Annotated in this window: 14 protein-coding genes; 13 read left to right on the forward strand and 1 reads right to left on the reverse strand. The window is 37.7% G+C overall.

All coding sequences use genetic code 11. The features are described from left to right. The first annotated feature begins 4 nt into the window (after positions 1-4). The 7 genes from pgmB to NAT51_RS13305 all read left to right on the forward strand — a co-directional run bounded on the left by pgmB (position 5) and on the right by NAT51_RS13305 (position 10,649). Entirely contained in the window at positions 5-661 is a 657-nt protein-coding gene (pgmB, locus tag NAT51_RS13275) for a beta-phosphoglucomutase (protein WP_250599393.1), read from the forward strand. A gap of 61 nt (positions 662-722) precedes the next feature. Further along, positions 723-3,032 (forward strand): glycoside hydrolase family 65 protein, encoded by a 2,310-nt coding sequence (locus NAT51_RS13280; RefSeq protein ID WP_250599395.1) that lies wholly within the window; start codon positions 723-725, stop codon positions 3,030-3,032. A gap of 55 nt (positions 3,033-3,087) precedes the next feature. Further along, complete coding sequence (locus NAT51_RS13285) at positions 3,088-4,917, forward strand: glycoside hydrolase family 13 protein (protein ID WP_250599397.1); 1,830 nt, start codon at positions 3,088-3,090, stop codon at positions 4,915-4,917. A 2-nt stretch (positions 4,918-4,919) separates the two neighbouring features. Further along, the gene (locus NAT51_RS13290) at positions 4,920-7,334 is read left to right on the forward strand and encodes a TIM-barrel domain-containing protein (protein WP_250599399.1); all 2,415 of its coding nucleotides are present in this window, start codon (positions 4,920-4,922) and stop codon (positions 7,332-7,334) included. Then, positions 7,334-8,719, forward strand: coding sequence for an alpha-amylase family glycosyl hydrolase (locus tag NAT51_RS13295; RefSeq protein ID WP_250599401.1), 1,386 nt, complete (start codon positions 7,334-7,336; stop codon positions 8,717-8,719). The genes NAT51_RS13290 and NAT51_RS13295 overlap by 1 nt, the downstream gene beginning before the upstream one ends. Before the next feature lie 44 nt (positions 8,720-8,763). After that, positions 8,764-9,426, forward strand: a complete 663-nt coding sequence (locus NAT51_RS13300; RefSeq protein ID WP_250599403.1) for a glycerophosphodiester phosphodiesterase — start codon at positions 8,764-8,766, stop codon at positions 9,424-9,426. Beyond that, complete coding sequence (locus NAT51_RS13305; RefSeq protein ID WP_250599405.1) at positions 9,423-10,649, forward strand: BaiN/RdsA family NAD(P)/FAD-dependent oxidoreductase; 1,227 nt, start codon at positions 9,423-9,425, stop codon at positions 10,647-10,649. Before NAT51_RS13300 ends, NAT51_RS13305 begins: the two co-directional genes overlap by 4 nt. Positions 10,650-10,790: 141 nt before the next feature. Here the strand turns inward: NAT51_RS13305 and NAT51_RS13310 are convergent, their stop codons facing one another. Continuing rightward, positions 10,791-11,282 (reverse strand): TspO/MBR family protein, encoded by a 492-nt coding sequence (locus tag NAT51_RS13310; protein WP_250599407.1) that lies wholly within the window; start codon positions 11,280-11,282, stop codon positions 10,791-10,793. A 94-nt stretch (positions 11,283-11,376) separates the two neighbouring features. Between NAT51_RS13310 and mvaD the strand changes: the two genes are divergently transcribed. From mvaD to NAT51_RS13340, 6 genes are all read left to right on the forward strand, one after another. Further along, complete coding sequence (gene mvaD, locus NAT51_RS13315; RefSeq protein ID WP_250599409.1) at positions 11,377-12,459, forward strand: diphosphomevalonate decarboxylase; 1,083 nt, start codon at positions 11,377-11,379, stop codon at positions 12,457-12,459. 48 nt (positions 12,460-12,507) lie between these two features. Further along, positions 12,508-13,446, forward strand: a complete 939-nt coding sequence (locus NAT51_RS13320) for a mevalonate kinase family protein (protein ID WP_250599411.1) — start codon at positions 12,508-12,510, stop codon at positions 13,444-13,446. 41 nt (positions 13,447-13,487) lie between these two features. Next, on the forward strand, positions 13,488-14,405 hold the full coding sequence (locus NAT51_RS13325; RefSeq protein ID WP_250599413.1) for a geranylgeranylglycerol-phosphate geranylgeranyltransferase: 918 nt from the start codon (positions 13,488-13,490) through the stop codon (positions 14,403-14,405). Then, positions 14,402-15,190 (forward strand): tetratricopeptide repeat protein, encoded by a 789-nt coding sequence (locus tag NAT51_RS13330; RefSeq protein ID WP_250599415.1) that lies wholly within the window; start codon positions 14,402-14,404, stop codon positions 15,188-15,190. The genes NAT51_RS13325 and NAT51_RS13330 overlap by 4 nt, the downstream gene beginning before the upstream one ends. A gap of 43 nt (positions 15,191-15,233) precedes the next feature. Continuing rightward, on the forward strand, positions 15,234-16,121 hold the full coding sequence (locus tag NAT51_RS13335; RefSeq protein ID WP_250599417.1) for a pseudouridine synthase: 888 nt from the start codon (positions 15,234-15,236) through the stop codon (positions 16,119-16,121). A 98-nt stretch (positions 16,122-16,219) separates the two neighbouring features. Further along, on the forward strand, positions 16,220-17,983 hold the full coding sequence (locus NAT51_RS13340) for a DUF885 domain-containing protein (RefSeq protein WP_250599419.1): 1,764 nt from the start codon (positions 16,220-16,222) through the stop codon (positions 17,981-17,983). The last annotated feature ends 105 nt before the right edge of the window (positions 17,984-18,088 follow it).

Below are 18,088 nucleotides of genomic sequence, written 5' to 3' on the forward strand. Positions count from 1 at the left end.
AGTCATGAGTAAAAAAGCATTCATATTCGATTTGGACGGCGTGATCGTCGATACGGCAAAATATCATTTTATGGCCTGGCAGAAATTGGCGGAGAGTTTAGATATACTTTTTACTCCCGAACACAATGAAGAACTCAAAGGAGTAAGCCGGGTTCGTTCCCTTGAAATCATTTTAGGATTGGGGCGTGTCGAAGCTTCCGAAGAGGATAAGCAAAAATGGCTGATTCAAAAAAATGAAGATTACCTGTCTTATATTGAAAAGATGGATGAATCGGAAATCTTGCCAAATGTCAGGGAAACACTCGAATTTATAAGAAGAAATAACCAAGGTGTCGCTTTGGGATCTGCGAGTAAAAATGCACGTCCCATACTTGAAAAAGTTGGATTACTGCATTTTTTCGACGTGATTGTTGATGGTAACGATGTTACCAATGCTAAGCCTGACCCTGAGGTATTTGTCAGGGCAGCTCAATTATTGGGTGTTTCAAACGAAAATGCCATTGTTTTTGAAGATTCGGTTGCCGGTATACAGGCTGCAAATATTGCCAGTATGCTAAGCATCGGAATAGGAGACAAAAATGTACTCAAAGAAGCTGAGTACTGTTTCCCGAATTTTCTGTACATGGACAATAGTTTCATCGAAACGCTAATTAAAAATTAAAACAGATTAATGATGAATCTGGGAATTTAGGTTTTTCAGATTTTCAAATTTCAAAATAAAAATGAATCAGGATTATATTGTACCAGATAATTGGTCCATCATAGAAGAAGGGTTTGATGCAGAGAGAGTAAAATCATCTGAAAGTTTGTTCAGTATTGGTAACGGAGCCATGGGGCAGCGTGCCAATTTTGAAGAAGCATATTCAGGGAAAACATTTCAGGGAAGTTACATAGCAGGGGTTTATTATCCCGATAAAACCAAAGTGGGATGGTGGAAAAACGGTTATCCCGAATATTTTGCCAAAGTATTGAATGCACCCAACTGGATTGGGATCAATATTGAAATCAATGGGGAAAACCTTGATTTGGCTAAATGTTCCTCAGTAAAAAAATTCCGTCGTGAATTAAACATGCAGGAAGGAATTTACTACCGCTCGTTTGAGGCTCTACTTCAAAACGGAACAGAAGTTTCGGTAAAGGTAACCCGTTTTCTTTCACTGGATTTGGATGAAATGGGTGCGATCAAATATGAAATCACTCCGTTGAATTCAAAAGCAGATATTGTTTTCAAACCATACGTTGATGCAGGTGTGCATAATGAAGATGCCAACTGGGAAGGAAAATTCTGGGAGCCTCAAAATGTAAAACATTCCGGGAATGAAGCTTTTGTGACTGCACGTACGTTTAAAACGCATTTTACGGCAACGACTTTCATGCAAAATGCCTTTTTTGTAGATGGCAATAATCAGAATGCTATTCCGGTAAATGTTGAAGAAACTTCAGATAAAGTAGTTTTTGTATATAAAATTTCGGCGGGAAAAGGTCAAACTGTAGCCATTCAGAAATATGGTGGTTATACGGTTTCGATGAATCATTCTGTAGAAAGCCTGGTTCAGGCAGCTCAAAATATACTTGCGAAAGCTAATGCCAACGGATTTGATACTTTAATTGAAAATCAGAAAAATGCCTGGGCAAAAATCTGGGAAATGAGTGACATTACTATTGAAGGAGATGTTAAAGCCCAACAGGGAATCCGTTTCAATATTTTCCAATTAAACCAAACCTATTTAGGGAAAGATTCGCGATTGAATATCGGTCCGAAAGGATTTACAGGAGAAAAGTATGGTGGCTCAACTTATTGGGATACTGAAGCCTACTGTATTCCGTTTTATATGGCGACCAAAGACCAGGAAGTAGCCCGTAATTTATTGGCATACCGTTACAACCAACTGGACAGGGCGATTGAAAACGCCGGTAAGCTTGGATTCAAAAACGGAGCGGCCCTTTATCCGATGGTTACTATGAACGGTGAAGAATGCCACAACGAATGGGAAATTACTTTCGAAGAAATACACCGCAACGGAGCCATTGCGTTTGCCATTTACAACTATTATCGTTTTACCGGTGATTACAGTTACATACCTGAAAAAGGATTGGAAGTGTTAATCGGGATTGCACGTTTCTGGCACCAAAGGGCAAACTTTTCAACGAAGCGCAGCCAATATGTGATTTTGGGTGTTACAGGACCAAACGAATACGAAAACAACGTCAATAATAACTGGTACACTAATTACATTGCGAAATGGTGTATTCAATATGCTTTGGAACAAATCCATCATGTTGAAAAAGAATATCCGGCTGATTATTCCAGAATCATTGATAAAGTAAAACTGACTGCTACCGAAATGGAATCCATGAAAAAAGTAGCGGACAATATGTATTTCCCGTATTCAAAAGAGCATAATGTTTACTTGCAGCAGGATGGTTTTCTGGATAAGGAATTAGTAAAAGTATCCGATTTGGATAAAGCCGAAAGACCGATCAACCAAAAATGGTCTTGGGATCGTATCTTGCGTTCACCTTATATCAAACAGGCTGATACCTTACAAGGGTTTTATTTCTTTGAGGATCATTTCTCAAAAGAAGAATTGGAGCGTCATTTTGATTTTTATGAGCCGTTTACCGTTCATGAAAGTTCGTTATCGCCTTGTGTACACTCAATTCAGGCTGCTGTTTTAGGCCGGATGGAACAGGCGTATACTTTTTACCTAAGAACTTCCCGTCTGGATTTGGATGATTACAACAAAGAAGTTCATGAAGGATTGCACATTACATCTATGGCAGGAACCTGGATGAGTATAGTGGAAGGTTTCGGTGGAATGCGTGTTAAAAAAGGCGAATTGTATTTTGAACCAAGAATTCCTTCTCAGTGGAAAGATTATTCGTTTAAAATTAATTTCCGTAACCAGATTCTTAAAGTTTCTGTTTCGCAAAATCAAACCCAATTTTCTTTGGAAGGAAATGCCGCAATTGAGGTGCATGTTTTCGGAAAAGAAATAGCCGTGCAACCGAACAGTTTAGTAACCGTATAATTTTATAACCCTAATGGAGCTTTTTTGCTTTGTTAGGGTTTTTATCTTTCATAAAATGAAACATATATTTTTCTTCCTTTTAATTAGTTTTTCGGCTTTGGCCCAAATAGAAAAGGTCGAACCGCCTTTTTGGTATGAAGGGATGACCCATTCAGATCTGCAAATACTATTTTATGGTAAGAATATAGCACAAAATACAGTTTTGGTTTCCAATGGTGTTGTCATTAAATCGGTCCAAAAAACCGAAAACCAAAACTACCTTTTCGTGACCATTGATACCAAAAATGTAACAGCGCAGGATTTGGTTTTTACTTTCAAAAACGGGAAAAAATCGTTTACGAAGAAATATCCGATTAAGAAAAGGAAAACCAATTCAAAGGAAAGAAAAAGCTTTGACAGCTCGGATATGGTTTACCTCATAATGCCGGACCGTTTCGCGAACGGAAATCCGAATAATGATTCTACAGTAGATACGCAGGAAAAAGGCGACCGTAAAAATCCGGGAGGAAGACACGGCGGAGATATCGAAGGGATTGTTCAAAATCTGGATTATTTGCAAAGTCTGGGAGTAACGGCACTTTGGAGTACACCGCTTTGTGAAGACAATGATAAAGTCTATTCCTATCATACTTACGGGCAATCGGATGTGTATAAAATTGATTCGCGCTACGGAACCAATGAAGATTATGTACGCCTTTCCGCAGAAATGAAAAAGCGTAACCTGAAATTGATCATGGATTACGTAACAAATCATTGGGGTGCCGAACACTGGATGTTTAAGGATTTGCCTTCGTATGATTGGTTTCATCAGTTTCCGGGATTTGCACAAAGCAATTACCGGATGACGACACAATTTGATTCCAATGCTTCCGAAAGAGATGCAAAATATTGTATGGATGGATGGTTTGTGCCTTCGATGCCGGATTTGAACCAATCGAATCCTTTGGTGGTGAATTATTTGGTGCAAAATGCCATTTGGTGGATTGAATATGCCGATTTGGACGGGTTCCGTGTGGATACGTATTCTTATAACGACAAGGAAGGCATTGCAAAATGGACTAAGGCAATTACTGATGAATATCCGTATTTCAATATTGTAGGTGAAGTATGGATGCACAATCAGGCGCAAATATCCTATTGGCAAAAAGACAGTCCGATTTCAAAAATACAAAGTTATAATTCGTATCTGCCAAGTGTGATGGATTTTACGTTACATGATGTTTTCGGAAATGTGTTCAATGAAGACAATGCCAATTGGAGCGATGGTATGATTAAGTTTTATGAAAACTTCACTAATGATTTTCTGTACGCGAATCCAAATAACCTTTTGATTTTTGCTGAGAATCATGATACCAACCGATTGAACCAGATTTATAAAAATGATTTCAAAAAATATCAGATGACCTTGGCAATTTTAGCAACCATGCGCGGAATACCACAATTGTATGCCGGATCTGAAATCGGTATGGCCGGCGATAAAGGAAAAGGTGATGCTGACATCCGTCAGGATTTTCCCGGAGGCTGGAAAGAAGATGCCAATAATGCTTTTTCGGCTTCAGGACGAACCGAATTGCAAAAACAATATTTTGATGTTACGGCTAAATTGTTCAACTGGAGAAAAAATAAAGCTGTAATCCACTCCGGAAAATTGAAACATTACATTCCCGAAAATAATGTCTATGTGTATTTCCGTTACAGCGATACCGAAAATGTGATGGTTGTAATCAATAATAATAAGGAAAAGCAAATAATAAAGTTGGATCGTTTTAAAGAAAGTATACAATATTATAAATCAGGGAAAGATGTGCTTTCAGGAATGACATATGATGTAACCAAAGAGATTACCGTTGATGGGAAATCGGCCTTAATTTTAGAATTGAACTAAACATGAAGAAGTTTTTAATCGTATTATTCATTTCGGCTTTTTCTTTTGCCCAAAACCCGGAACGGAAATACCTTTCGCATAAATCCACGCCAAACGGTTTGGAAGTTTCAGTTTCAGACGGGACTTATTTTATTCATTTCAAAAATGATTTCATCTGTGAAACTTCTTTTGTTCCAAAAGGTGAAAGTTTTAAACCGGAATCGCATTCGGTGGTTTTGGATAAAAAAATTGGTCACAGTCAGACAAAATCGGAGGATTTTCTGCAACTGAACAGTAAGACAGTTTCTGTCAGAATTAATTATAAACCCTTTCAAATTTCGTATTACCATAACGGCAAGTTGATTACTTCCGAAAAAGCAGGTTATTTCAAAAGGAAACACCTGCCGATGGATTTGGTGAAAGATAATATCAAAGCCGATTCTACTGAAGTGATCCAATTCAATCTTGCATCTGATGAGGTTTTATACGGAGGCGGAGCGCGTGTGTTGGGAATGAACCGGCGCGGGAATAAATTACCCTTGTACAACCGTGCCCACTATGGTTATGAAACACGTTCTGAACTGATGAACTTCACGTTACCGATTGTGATTTCGTCTAAAAAATACCTGATTCATTTTGACAATGCTCCGGTTGGTTATCTGGATTTAGACAGTCAGCAGAACAATACACTGGAATATGAAACCATTTCAGGAAGAAAAACCTACCAGATTATAATTGATGATTCCTGGGAAGATTTGATTTCGAATTATACAAAATTAACCGGAAGACAACCGATGCCGCCGCGTTGGGTATTGGGTAATTTTGCCTCCCGTTTTGGTTATCATTCGGAAGCGGAAGCCCGTAAAACCATTGCGGAATTTCAGAAAGAAAAAATACCGGTGGATGCCATCATTCTGGATTTGTACTGGTTCGGAAAAGATATTCAGGGAACGATGGGTAATCTGGAAGTCTTCCGGGATAGTTTTCCGGATTTTGAGAAAATGGTAGCCGATTTCAATACAATGGGAATCAAAACCATTCCGATTACCGAACCGTTTATTTTAACGACTTCATCCAAATGGAACGAAGCAGCCGATAAAAAAGTATTGGTTACAAAATCTGACGGAACTCCGGCAACCTGGGATTTTTATTTCGGGAATACAGGTTTAGTTGATGTTTTCAAACCGGAAGGAAAATCATGGTTCTGGAATATTTATAAAGATTTGGCCAATAAAGGAGCGGCAGGTGTTTGGGGCGATCTTGGTGAACCCGAAGTGTTTCCGTCATTTGCTAATACCGTGGCCGGAACTGCTGATGAAGTGCATAACTTGTACGGTAATCATTGGGCGAAAATGATTTTTGAAGGCTATCAGAAAGATTTTCCAAATCAACGGCCTTTTATCTTAATGCGTGCCGGAACTTCAGGTTCACAACGGTACGGCATGATTCCGTGGAGCGGTGATGTGAACCGTACCTGGGGTGGTTTGTCCGGTCAGACCGAAATTGCATTGCAAATGGGGATGCAGGGTTTTGGCTATATGCATTCGGATCTGGGTGGATTTGCCGGAGCTAATCTTGACGATGAGTTGTATATCCGTTGGTTGCAATATGGTGTTTTCAATCCGGTATTCCGTCCACATGCACAGGAAGAAGTGCCTTCCGAGCCGGTTTTCAGAAGTGAAAAAGCAAAAGTTTTGGCTAAAAAAGCGATTGAATTGCGTTATATGTTACTGCCGTATAATTACAATCTGGCTTTTCAGAATCATAAAAAAGGAGTTCCCCTAATGCGTCCTTTGTTTTTTGAAGAAGATGAAAATCCTAATTTACTAACACAATCGGATTCCTACTTGTGGGGTGAGGATTTTTTGGTGCACCCCATTAAAGAAAAAGGGCAACAGACGGCTGAGGTGTATTTTCCTAAAACTGCCAACTGGTATGATTTTTATACGCATGAGAAATATGATGGCGGAACTATAAAATCGGTAGATGTATCTGAAGAAAGTATTCCGGTTTTTGTCCGTGGCGGAAGCTTTATCCCGATGGCTTATGTTTCCCAAAATACGGAAGGTTACAATCAAAATGAGTTAACGGTTCATTATTATCATGATGCTTCGGTCAAAGAAAGTGAAAGGGAATTTTATTTCGATGACGGTAAAACCCCGGAGGCTTATGAAAAAGGAATGTACGAGATGTTGGAGTTTGAATCTAATTCTGAAGGTAAAACCTTGGAGTTGGAAATTGAATGTGAATTGGGTGAAAAGTATAAATCAGCTGATAAAACCATCACACTTCTGCTTCATAATATAGCTGCCAAACCAAAATCGGTTAAATCAATTAACGGAGAAATTAAAACCTCTTATACAGATTCAGCAAAAGTGCTGGAGATTAAATGTAAAGTAAAACCAAATCAGGAAACCAAAATTAAAATCAAACTATAATGAAGAAATTAATCAGCATATTGGGTATTCTGGTCATCAGTTTTCAGATGACAGCCCAAAACAAAAAAGGAATTACCAATAATTATAAGTCTTCTGCATTGGATAATGCAGTGATTTACGAAGCAAACATTCGTCAGTATTCTCAGGAAGGAACTTTCAACGCGTTTACAAAAGATATTCCGAAATTGAAAAAGTTGGGCGTGAAAATTATCTGGCTGATGCCCATTCACGAAGTGGGAATGAAAAACCGCAAAGCTTACGGGAATGTTTCAATTGAGCAAATTCCGGAAAATGAAAAAGCGAAATATTTCGGAAGTCATTATTCGGTTAAAGATTACAGAAGTGTGACGCCTAATTACGGAACCCAAAAAGATTTTGACAAACTGGTGCAAACCGCCCACAAAAACGGAATGTATGTTATTTTGGACTGGGTGGCTAACCACACGGCTTGGGATCATGCCTGGATGACAAACCATCCTGAATATTACACAAAAGGTAAAGACGGGAAATTTGTATCTCCTTTTGACTGGACTGATGTGGCCGACCTGAATTATGATAATCCTGAAATGCGCAAAGCAATGCTGGAAGACATGAAATACTGGATTACTGATCATAATATTGATGGTTTCCGTTGTGATGTGGCCATGGAAGTGCCAAGGGATTTTTGGGATAACACATCGGCCGAATTGAATAAGGTGAAACCTGTTTTTATGTTAATGGAAGCCGAACAGCCTGATTTGATGCAGGATGCTTTTGATATGCAATACGGCTGGACAGTGCATCATATTTTCAATAAAATTTACAAAGGGGAGAACACGGTGAAAGATTTTGATGCTTATATCGAAAAAGTGTCAACTTCAAATGAAGCCGATGATATCTATATGAACTTTACGTCAAACCATGATGAAAATTCATGGAACGGTACCGAATATGAGCGTCTGAATGATGCTGTGGAAACGTTTGCGGCACTGACTTTTATCATGCCTGGAATGCCTTTGGTTTATAACGGACAGGAATATGATTTGAACAGAAGACTGAAATTCTTTGAAAAAGATCAATTTCCACATACGGTTGGTAAAATGATGGCAGTATATCAGAAGTTAGGAAAACTGAAATCAGAAAACCCGGCATTGAACGGTGGTAAATCGGCTGCAGCTTACAAAAGAATCCAAACTTCAGCAGATGACAAAGTATTGGCTTTTCAGCGTGAAGCAAAAGGTAAAAAGGTAATTTATTTGGGAAATTTAAGTAAAACCGCACAGGAATTTACCGTCGGATTTGATGGTAAATATTTGGATTACATGTCGGGTAAAGAGGTAATTCTTACAAAAGGGCAAAAACTGGGTTTCAAACCCTGGGAATACAAAATATTAACTGTTAAGTAATCAGAAAAACGTCTTTTTTAAAGGCGTTTTTTTTAATTTTGGGTATGCTTAAAATTGGTCATCGCGGTGCAAAAGGTCATGTGGCCGAAAATACCATCGAATCATTTCTGAAAGCCTTTGAATTGGGCGCAGACGGAATTGAACTCGACGTGCATTTATCTGCAGATGGCGAAGCTGTGGTCATTCATGATGAAACCGTTGACCGGACTATTAAGAATGCGGCCGGTTTCGTAAAAGATTTTACAGTTGATGAATTTAAAAAATTAGGAATTCCGACATTGGTTGAGGTTTTTCATATACTGCCCGAAGACAAACTTCTGAATATTGAAATAAAAGATCCGTTAGCGACTAAAATCGTGGTGGAAGAAATCGGGAAAATTTTGCGGTTGGGGGAAATCCAGTTGCAAAATATTCTGGTGTCGAGTTTTGCATGGCCAATACTCAAAGAGGTAAAAGAATTAAATTCGCTGATCCGGATTGGTGTCCTGACTGAGGGAGATCCGGAAGCAGCTTTGGTGTTTGCGAAAGAAATCAGTGCTTTCAGTATCCATCCTTTTTTTGGTTCGCTGAATGGCGATTTTGTCGGGAAAGCAAAACAAAATGGTTTCCAGATTCATACTTGGACGGTAAATTCATCCGAAGATATTACCTTTGTCAGGAATTTAGGCGTTGATGCCATTATTTCTGATTTCCCGGATAGATTATGATTGTAAATTACGATGTAGTGATTGTTGGAGGTGGAGCCGCTGGTTTTTTCACGGCTATTAACGTGGTGGAAAATAACCCTAAACTTAAAGTGGCTATTTTGGAACGCGGAAAGGAAGTGCTTTCGAAAGTCCGTGTTTCGGGTGGTGGGCGTTGTAATGTAACCCATGCCTGTTTTATCCCGAATGATTTAGTGAAATTTTATCCAAGGGGAGAAAAAGAGTTAAGAGGTCCGTTTCATCAATTCTGTTCCGGAGATACCATCGAATGGTTTGAAAAGCACGGGGTCGAACTCAAAATTGAGGAAGACGGCCGCATGTTTCCGGTAACAGATTCTTCACAAACCATAATCGATTGTTTTTTGAGTGCCACTAAGAAGTTGGGAATTGATGTGCTTACAGGCCAAAGTGTGCAATCCATTTTTAAAGGTGAAAATTATTTTAAGATTGAAACCAACCAGCAATCCTTCAAATGTGATAAATTAGTCATGACGACCGGGAGTAATCCTAAAATCTGGGAAATGATGACCGGATTCGGACATTCAATCGTCGAACCCGTTCCTTCCTTGTTTACCTTCAATATAAAAGACAACCGGATTAAAGATTTGATGGGTGTATCAGCCATTGCTTCGGTAAAAGTTAAAGACAGTAAACTGAAAGCATCCGGACCTTTGCTTATCACACATTGGGGAATGAGCGGACCCGGAATTTTACGCTTGTCTGCCTGGGGTGCAAGAGAACTGGCAACCAAAAAATACCAATTCACTTTGCAGGTCAACTGGCTGAATGATTTGGATTTTGATACGGTTCTGGATGATTTGAAAGAGATTAAGGAAGAGAACTCAAAAAAAATAGTGTCTAAATTCTGCCCCTTTGATTTCCCGAAAAGACTTTGGGAGAGTTTGTTGCTGGCTTCTGAAATTAAGCCGGATACAAAATGGGCTGATGTTTCCAAAAAACAACTCACAGATTTGGTTAATCAGTTAACAAACGGTCAATTTCAGGTAAACGGTAAGAGTACATTCAAAGAAGAATTCGTAACGGCAGGCGGAATTGATTTAAAAGAAATCAATTTCAAAACCATGGAAAGTAAATTGCATCCGAATTTATTTTTTGCAGGTGAAATTTTAAATATTGATGCCATAACCGGAGGATTCAATTTTCAAAATGCCTGGACCGGTGGTTTTATCGTGGCAAATGCAATAACAGAAAATTTGCCGAAGTAAGCCTTGGGAAGAGCGAAGTACGTCTCGGATGAAGTGAAGTACGCCTTGGAAGAAGATAAGTAAGACACTGACCAATACGAATACGGTATAGACCAAGATGTAAAAGAATCCTGATTCTAAGAAAAACTGTTTTTTAAACGGTTAAATGTTTAAATACCAAATACTGCCGTTTAAAACCAATGCAAAACTCACCCAAATCAAATAAGGATACAACAATTTACCTGCTTCAATATCTAATTTTTTGAATACTTTGATGGTTTCGAAAATCAGTAGCCAAAGCAAAATGATTTCAATAAAGGCTAAAAAAGGATTGCATAGTCCAAAGAATAAAAAAGGCCACAAAGCATTCAAAATCATCTGAACCACAAAAATAGTGATGGCATTTTTTTGCTGGAGTTTTGAATTTCTGCTCTTTCCCGGACGGCTCCAGATAATCGCCACACTTAGGCCCAGTAATACATACAAAACAATCCATACCGGGGCAAAAAGCCAGTTGGGCGGATTAAAGAAAGGTTTGATAAGGGTTGGGTACCATGTTTCAATGGAAGAATGGGTAGCAAATCCGGAGACTATCCCAACCAGTAAACAGGAAACAACAGCAACAATACCCTTGCTTAACGTAATTTTTTTCAAGTCGTTTTCGTTTTTAGTTTTTTCAAAAATAAAGAATAACCAATAACTTTTACAAAACTGTTGAAAAAAGTATCTTTGCCCAAATTTCAAGCTAATGATTTCGGAAAAGGATTTTATAACTTCAAACTATACATTGTCTGTAGATAATGGGGATTTCATATGGAGTGCACCCAGTAACATCGCTTTGGTAAAATATTGGGGGAAAAAAGACAAGCAGATTCCTGCCAACCCATCCATCAGTTTTACGCTGAATAATTGCAAAACAATTACTAAGATGGCTTTTGCCAAAAAGGAAAACGACCGGGATTTTTCTTTTGATTTGTTGTTTGAAGGAAAACCGAAAGAAGATTTCAAACCTAAAATCCAAAAATTTTTAGAGCGCATTTTTGAATATTGCCCTTATCTGAAAGATTTTCATTTTACCATTGATACCGAAAATACATTTCCGCACAGTTCGGGGATTGCTTCTTCGGCATCCGGTATGGCGGCCTTGGCAATGAATATCATGAGCCTTGAAAAAAAGCTTTGTCCTGAAATGACAGATGATTTTTTCTTTCAAAAAGCTTCTTTGCTGGCGCGTTTAGGATCGGGTAGTGCCTGCAGGAGCGTGAAAGGTGAAGTTGTGGTTTGGGGAAACCATGCTGAAATTAAGGATAGTTCTGATTTATTCGGAGTAGAATTTCCGTCGGCAGTTCATGCTAATTTTAAAAACTATCAGGATACCATTTTGTTGGTTGATAAAGGGGAAAAACAGGTTTCGAGTACAGTTGGGCACGATTTGATGCATGACCATCCGTTTGCCGAAAGACGTTTTACACAGGCACATGAAAATCTTTCCAAAATAAAAGCGGTTCTGGAGAATGGAAACGTGGAGGAATTTATCAAAATAGTTGAGAGCGAGGCGCTGACTTTGCATGCGATGATGATGACTTCAATGCCTTATTTTATCTTAATGAAACCCAATACACTGGAAATCATCAATGCCATCTGGAAATTTAGGAATGAGACCGGAATACCGGTTTGTTTTACATTGGATGCCGGTGCGAACGTACATGTTTTATATCCTGAATATACTAAAGAAAAAGTTTTAGAGTTTATTAAGAGCAAATTAGTTGGCTATTGTCAAAATGGTCAATATATTTGTGACGAAATTGGGCATGGTGCCATGTCAATTTAATTTGTATCTTTATAACTGTAAACTGATTACCGTTAACTTTTTAACTATATGAAAGGACCTCTATTCTACTCAAAAATTCTTCTTTTCGGGGAGTACGGAATTATTAAAGATTCTAAAGGATTAGCTATTCCTTATAATTTTTACAATGGTGCTTTGAAGATAGAAGAAAATCCTTCTGCTGAGGCTGTTAAGTCAAATCAAAGTCTAAATCGTTTTGCTGTTTATCTTGAAAATTTACAGGCTGAACAACCGGAGCTGGTTAGTTTTAATATGACTGCCTTAAAAGCTGACGTTGAAAACGGAATGTATTTTGATTCAAGTATTCCGCAGGGTTATGGAGTAGGAAGCAGCGGCGCTTTGGTTGCGGCTATTTATGACAAATATGCCAATAATAAAATAACGGTTCTTGAAAACTTAACGAGAGAGAAGTTATTACAGTTAAAAGCGATTTTTTCACAAATGGAATCGTTTTTCCACGGGAAAAGTTCTGGATTGGATCCGTTGAACAGTTATTTAAGTATTCCTATTTTAATTAATTCCAAAGATAATATCGAAGCAACCGGAATTCCTACGCAAAGTGCAAATGGAAAAGGGGCTGTTTTCTTATTGGATTCAGGAATTGTAGGAGAAACCGCTCCGATGGTGCATATTTTTATGGAAAACCTGAAAGAAGAAGGTTTCCGTAAAATGTTGAAATCACAATTCATTAAATATACAGATGCCTGTGTGGAGAACTTTTTGCACGGCGATGTCAAGTCATTGTTCTCAAATACCAAAAAACTTTCCAAAGTTGTTTTGAATAACTTCAAACCAATGATTCCGGAGCAATTCCACCAGGTATGGCAAAATGGAATTGATACTAACGATTACTACCTTAAATTATGCGGTTCAGGAGGTGGAGGCTATATTCTCGGCTTTACACAAGATTGGGCAAAAGCTAAAGAATCGTTAAAAGACTACAAATTGGAAGTGGTTTATCAGTTTTAATGTTTATTTTCGGAAGTGGAATCACTTTCAAATTATAGATCATGCTCACCAGAAAAACAAAATTATTACTGATGAAAATCCTCAGTTTGTTTTCTGTGGTGCGTGGTTATAATATTCCCATTATTGTTTTAGCGCAGTATTTGTCTTCCATATTTATTCTGGCTCCGGAAAGAAGAGCATTGGATGTTATTTTGGATTGGCGCCTTTTTATTTTAGTGTTTGTTTCAACACTGACAATCGCATCAGGCTATATTATCAATAACTTTTACGACTCAGAAAAGGATTTAATTAACCGTCCGAATAAATCGATGTTGGATCGGCTGGTAAGTCAAAAAACCAAATTGCAGGTATATTTTGCCCTTAATTTTCTGGCAACGGCTTTGGCTTTTATTATTTCGTTCAGGGCAGCCTTGTTTTTTGCAGTTTATATTTTCCTGATCTGGTTTTATTCCCATAAACTTAAAAAGTATCCTATTGTAGGTAACCTTACTGCATCGTTATTGGCCGTATTGCCTTTCTTCGGTATTTTGCTGTATTTCAAAAACTTTTATGCCGTAATTTTTGCCCACGCTTCTTTCTTATTACTACTGATATTAATCCGGGAAATGGTCAAGGATTTGGAAAACATCAAAGGAGATATCGCAAATAATTACCAGACAGTACCGGTGCGTTTTGGTGAGAAAATTTCGAAACAGGTTATCACATTCTTGACAATTTCAACTGTTTTTCCGGTCTATGTCCTGATAGAGAAGTTTGATGTGGGGTATATGGATATTTATTTTTACATCACTTTCATCGCATTAATCGGTTTCCTGTTTAAATTGTGGAAATCAAATTTGCAATCGGATTATGTTTATCTTCATAATATGCTTAAAGTGCTTATTGTAGCCGGAGTTTTTTGTATTATCTTGATTAATCCCGAGGTTCTGATCCACGGCAGGGCGATTTTACGTATATGAAATATTTAATTTTCCTTTTGGTTCCATTTGTTTTTTATGCTCAGAACGAAGGGAAAAACGATGCTCAAAATGCAATTATAAAAGAGTATCTTGATGATTGTGCCCATCGGTATAACTATATTATTCAGATGAAAGAATGGCAAAATTGCATCGATGAAGGTTTGAAGAAAGACAGTACGATTGCTTATTTGTGGCAACAGAAAGCAATGCCTTATTTCAAGGCAAGAAAGTATGAAGCCGGGATGCCGTATATCGATAAAGCGGTGCGTTATAATGCCGAAAGATGGCAGCCTTACAGAGCTTTTATCAAATGCATTTTTGCAAAAACGTATAAAGAAGCCATTGCCGATTTTGAAGACTGTAAAAAGAAATATGGAAACGGTTATGTTATGGATCATACGTATGATTTTTACATGGCATTGAGTTATTTGCAATTGAATGAATATCAGTTGGCTGAAAAACTGTTACAGAATTATGTAGATGACATGCTGGCTAAAAACGGTGAAGAATGGGTTCATTTTACGGCGTTATTTTATTTGGGAATTTCTAAATACGAGCAAAATAAGCTTGAAGAAGCAATTGCCGAATTTGACAGAGCCTTGAAAAAGTATCCAAATTATTCAGAGGTTAAAACCTATAAAGGAATTTGTCTTTATAAATTAGGAAAAAAAGAAGCCTCTGAAAAGATAATGAAGGAAGCAGAGTCTGATTACAAACAAGGTTATAAGATGACCGAAGACAATGCTGTTTATGAAACCTATCCTTATCAATTGAGAAGGAAGTGATTCTGAAATTAGAATTCCCTATCTTTGCAAAAAGATTTGAAAAATGAATAACGGAAGAGGGAATAGTAAACGTAATACAACCGGTAAGTCAAGTGCAGGAGGAAAAAGACCAAGTGCAGCTGCAAAATCAGGATTTAAAAAAGGAAATACTAAATCTGATGCTCCAAAATCCAAACCATCTTTTGATAAGCCTAAAGCAAAAACTGTTAAAAAGGAGAAGAACGATGATATCCGTCTGAATAAATATATTTCGAATTCAGGTGTGTGTTCACGCCGTGATGCCGATATTTATATTCAGTCAGGAAATGTGAAGGTAAACGGAGAAGTGATTACTGAGATGGGCTATCAGGTGAAACCCGGAGATGTGGTAAATTTTGACGGCAGTGTCATTATTCCTGAAAAGAAAGAGTATGTATTGTTAAATAAACCAAAAGGGTTTACTACTTCAAAAGACGAAGATGCAAGTGCTAACAACGTTTTGGATTTAGTCCGAAATGCTACAAAAGCTAAATTACAGCCTGTTGGACGCATGGATAAAACGACAACAGGACTGTTGTTGTTTACCAATGATACTGATATGATCCGTAAATTTACTGAACCAAATCAGCGATCTTCAAAAGTGTACCAGGTTTCTTTGGATCGTAATCTGAAATATGAAGATTTGGAGAAAATTGGATCCGGAGTAACAATCGACAATCATAAAATTTGGGTGGAAGAGATATCTTATGTTGAAAATGCTCCGAAATCTGAAATCGGATTGAAGATGAAAACCAGTAACGTGAAAGTTGTCCGCAATATTTTCGAACATCTGGATTATAATGTACTAAAAGTTGACCGCGTTATTTTTGCCGGTCTGACCAAAAAAAATATCGGAAGAGGATACTGGAGGCTTCTGACTGAACAAGAAGTTATTAATCTGAAAAATAGCTAATTGTAAATTTAATCTTTGAAATTCCTGTTAAATATTTAACAGGAATTTTTTATTTAGGATGCATTCCATTAGTTTTATGCAACCTAAAAACAAAATAGATGAAGAAAATAGCAGTTTTAGGAATTGCCCTGGTTGGTTTGTTTCAGCTGACAGGTTGTTCCAAAAAATCAAGTCAGGACTTTGCAAAGCTGACACAGGATTATTTCAAAGGGAAAAATGAGTTGGATCCAATTAATGCAACTTTAAACGGTCAAAATGAATTCAATGACCAGTTTGCTTTTGAAATGACTGATTCCTACCGTAAAAAACAAGCCGCTTTTTTTGATAAATATCAGAAGGAACTGTCTGAATATGATTTGGGAAATTTATCTGAAGAGGAAAAAATCAGTTACGAAATTATCAAATGGGAAACCGAAGTAGGAAAGGATTTGCTTAAAACGGATGCTAACCTGATGCCGGTGCATCAATTTTCGGGCACTCATTTAATGATGACACAATTTGCCAGCGGTACAGCTGCACAGCCTTTTAAAACAGAAAAAGATTACCGTAATTTCTTAAAACGTATGGATGCTTATAGCGTTTGGATCGATTCGGCTATCGTTTATATGAAAAAAGGAATGGCAAAGAAAATTGTATTGCCAAAAGCGTTGACCGAAAAAGTAATTCCGCAATTTGCCGATCAAATCACACCGAAAGTGGAAGACAATTTGTTTTATTCAACGATTAAAACGATGCCGACTGATTTTTCTGAAACTACAAAAACGGCTTTGAAAGCAGAATATTCTAAAATGATTTCTGGAAAATTAATGCCGCAATATCAAAAAATGACCGATTTCTTAAAGAATGAATATCTGCCGGCTTCCAGAACGACAAGCGGGATCGGAAGTCTGCCGGGCGGGGATGAATTGTATAAGGTTTATGCTAAACAATGGACTACCACGACAACTACAATTGAGGATATCCATAAATTGGGATTGAAAGAAGTTGCCCGTTTGAAAGCCGAAATGGAGAAGGTTAAAAATCAGGTTGGTTTCAAGGGAACCATAGTTGAATTCTTCGATTATGTTCGTGCCAAAAAGGAATTGATGCCTTTTAAAAAACCGGAAGAAGTAATTGCAAACTTTAATGTCATTCACCAGAAAATAAAACCGAATGTTGATAAACTGTTCGCATTACAACCTAAAACACCTTTTGAAGTGAGAAGAGTAGAAGCATTCCGAGAAAAAACCGCAAGTGCTGAATATATTCAGGGTGCTGCAGATGGTTCGCGTCCTGGTATTTTTTATGTGCCTATCCCGGATGTGACGAAGTATAATTATTATGGGGATGAAGATTTGTTTCTACATGAAGCTATTCCAGGTCATCATTTCCAGATTTCATTGCAACAGGAAAATAAAGAATTGCCTGATTTCAGAAGATTTAACTGGTTTGGGGCTTATGGTGAAGGTTGGGCTTTGTATACAGAAAGTTTAGGGACTGAATTGGGGTTATATGAAGATCCGTACCAATATTTCGGAATGTTAGGAAATGAAATGCACCGCGCTATCCGTTTGGTTGTGGATACCGGTTTGCATTCGAAAGGATGGACAAGGGAGCAGGCAATCAAGTATTCATTGGAAAATGAAGCGGAAAGCGAAGCCAGTATCGTTTCGGAAATTGAACGTTATATGGCTATTCCCGGGCAGGCTTTGTCTTATAAGCTTGGTCAGTTAAAAATTATGGAATTGCGCAGAAAAGCCTCGACTGAGATGAGTGATAAATTTGACATCAAGGTTTTTCACCAAAAAGTATTGGAGTCAGGTGTAATGCCGCTGGCACTTTTGGAAACAAAAATTAATGATTGGATTAAAACGGGGAATTAACTCCCTGTTTTTTTATGCTTATTTTTTAAAACATAGTTAAATTAAGTAGGTAAATTCATTATAAAACCAAAAGAGCATCTTATTTTTGTAGTATCAAAGTGCAGA

Origin of the sequence: Flavobacterium amniphilum (assembly GCF_023634845.1) — a bacterium.
Lineage (GTDB): Bacteria > Bacteroidota > Bacteroidia > Flavobacteriales > Flavobacteriaceae > Flavobacterium > Flavobacterium amniphilum.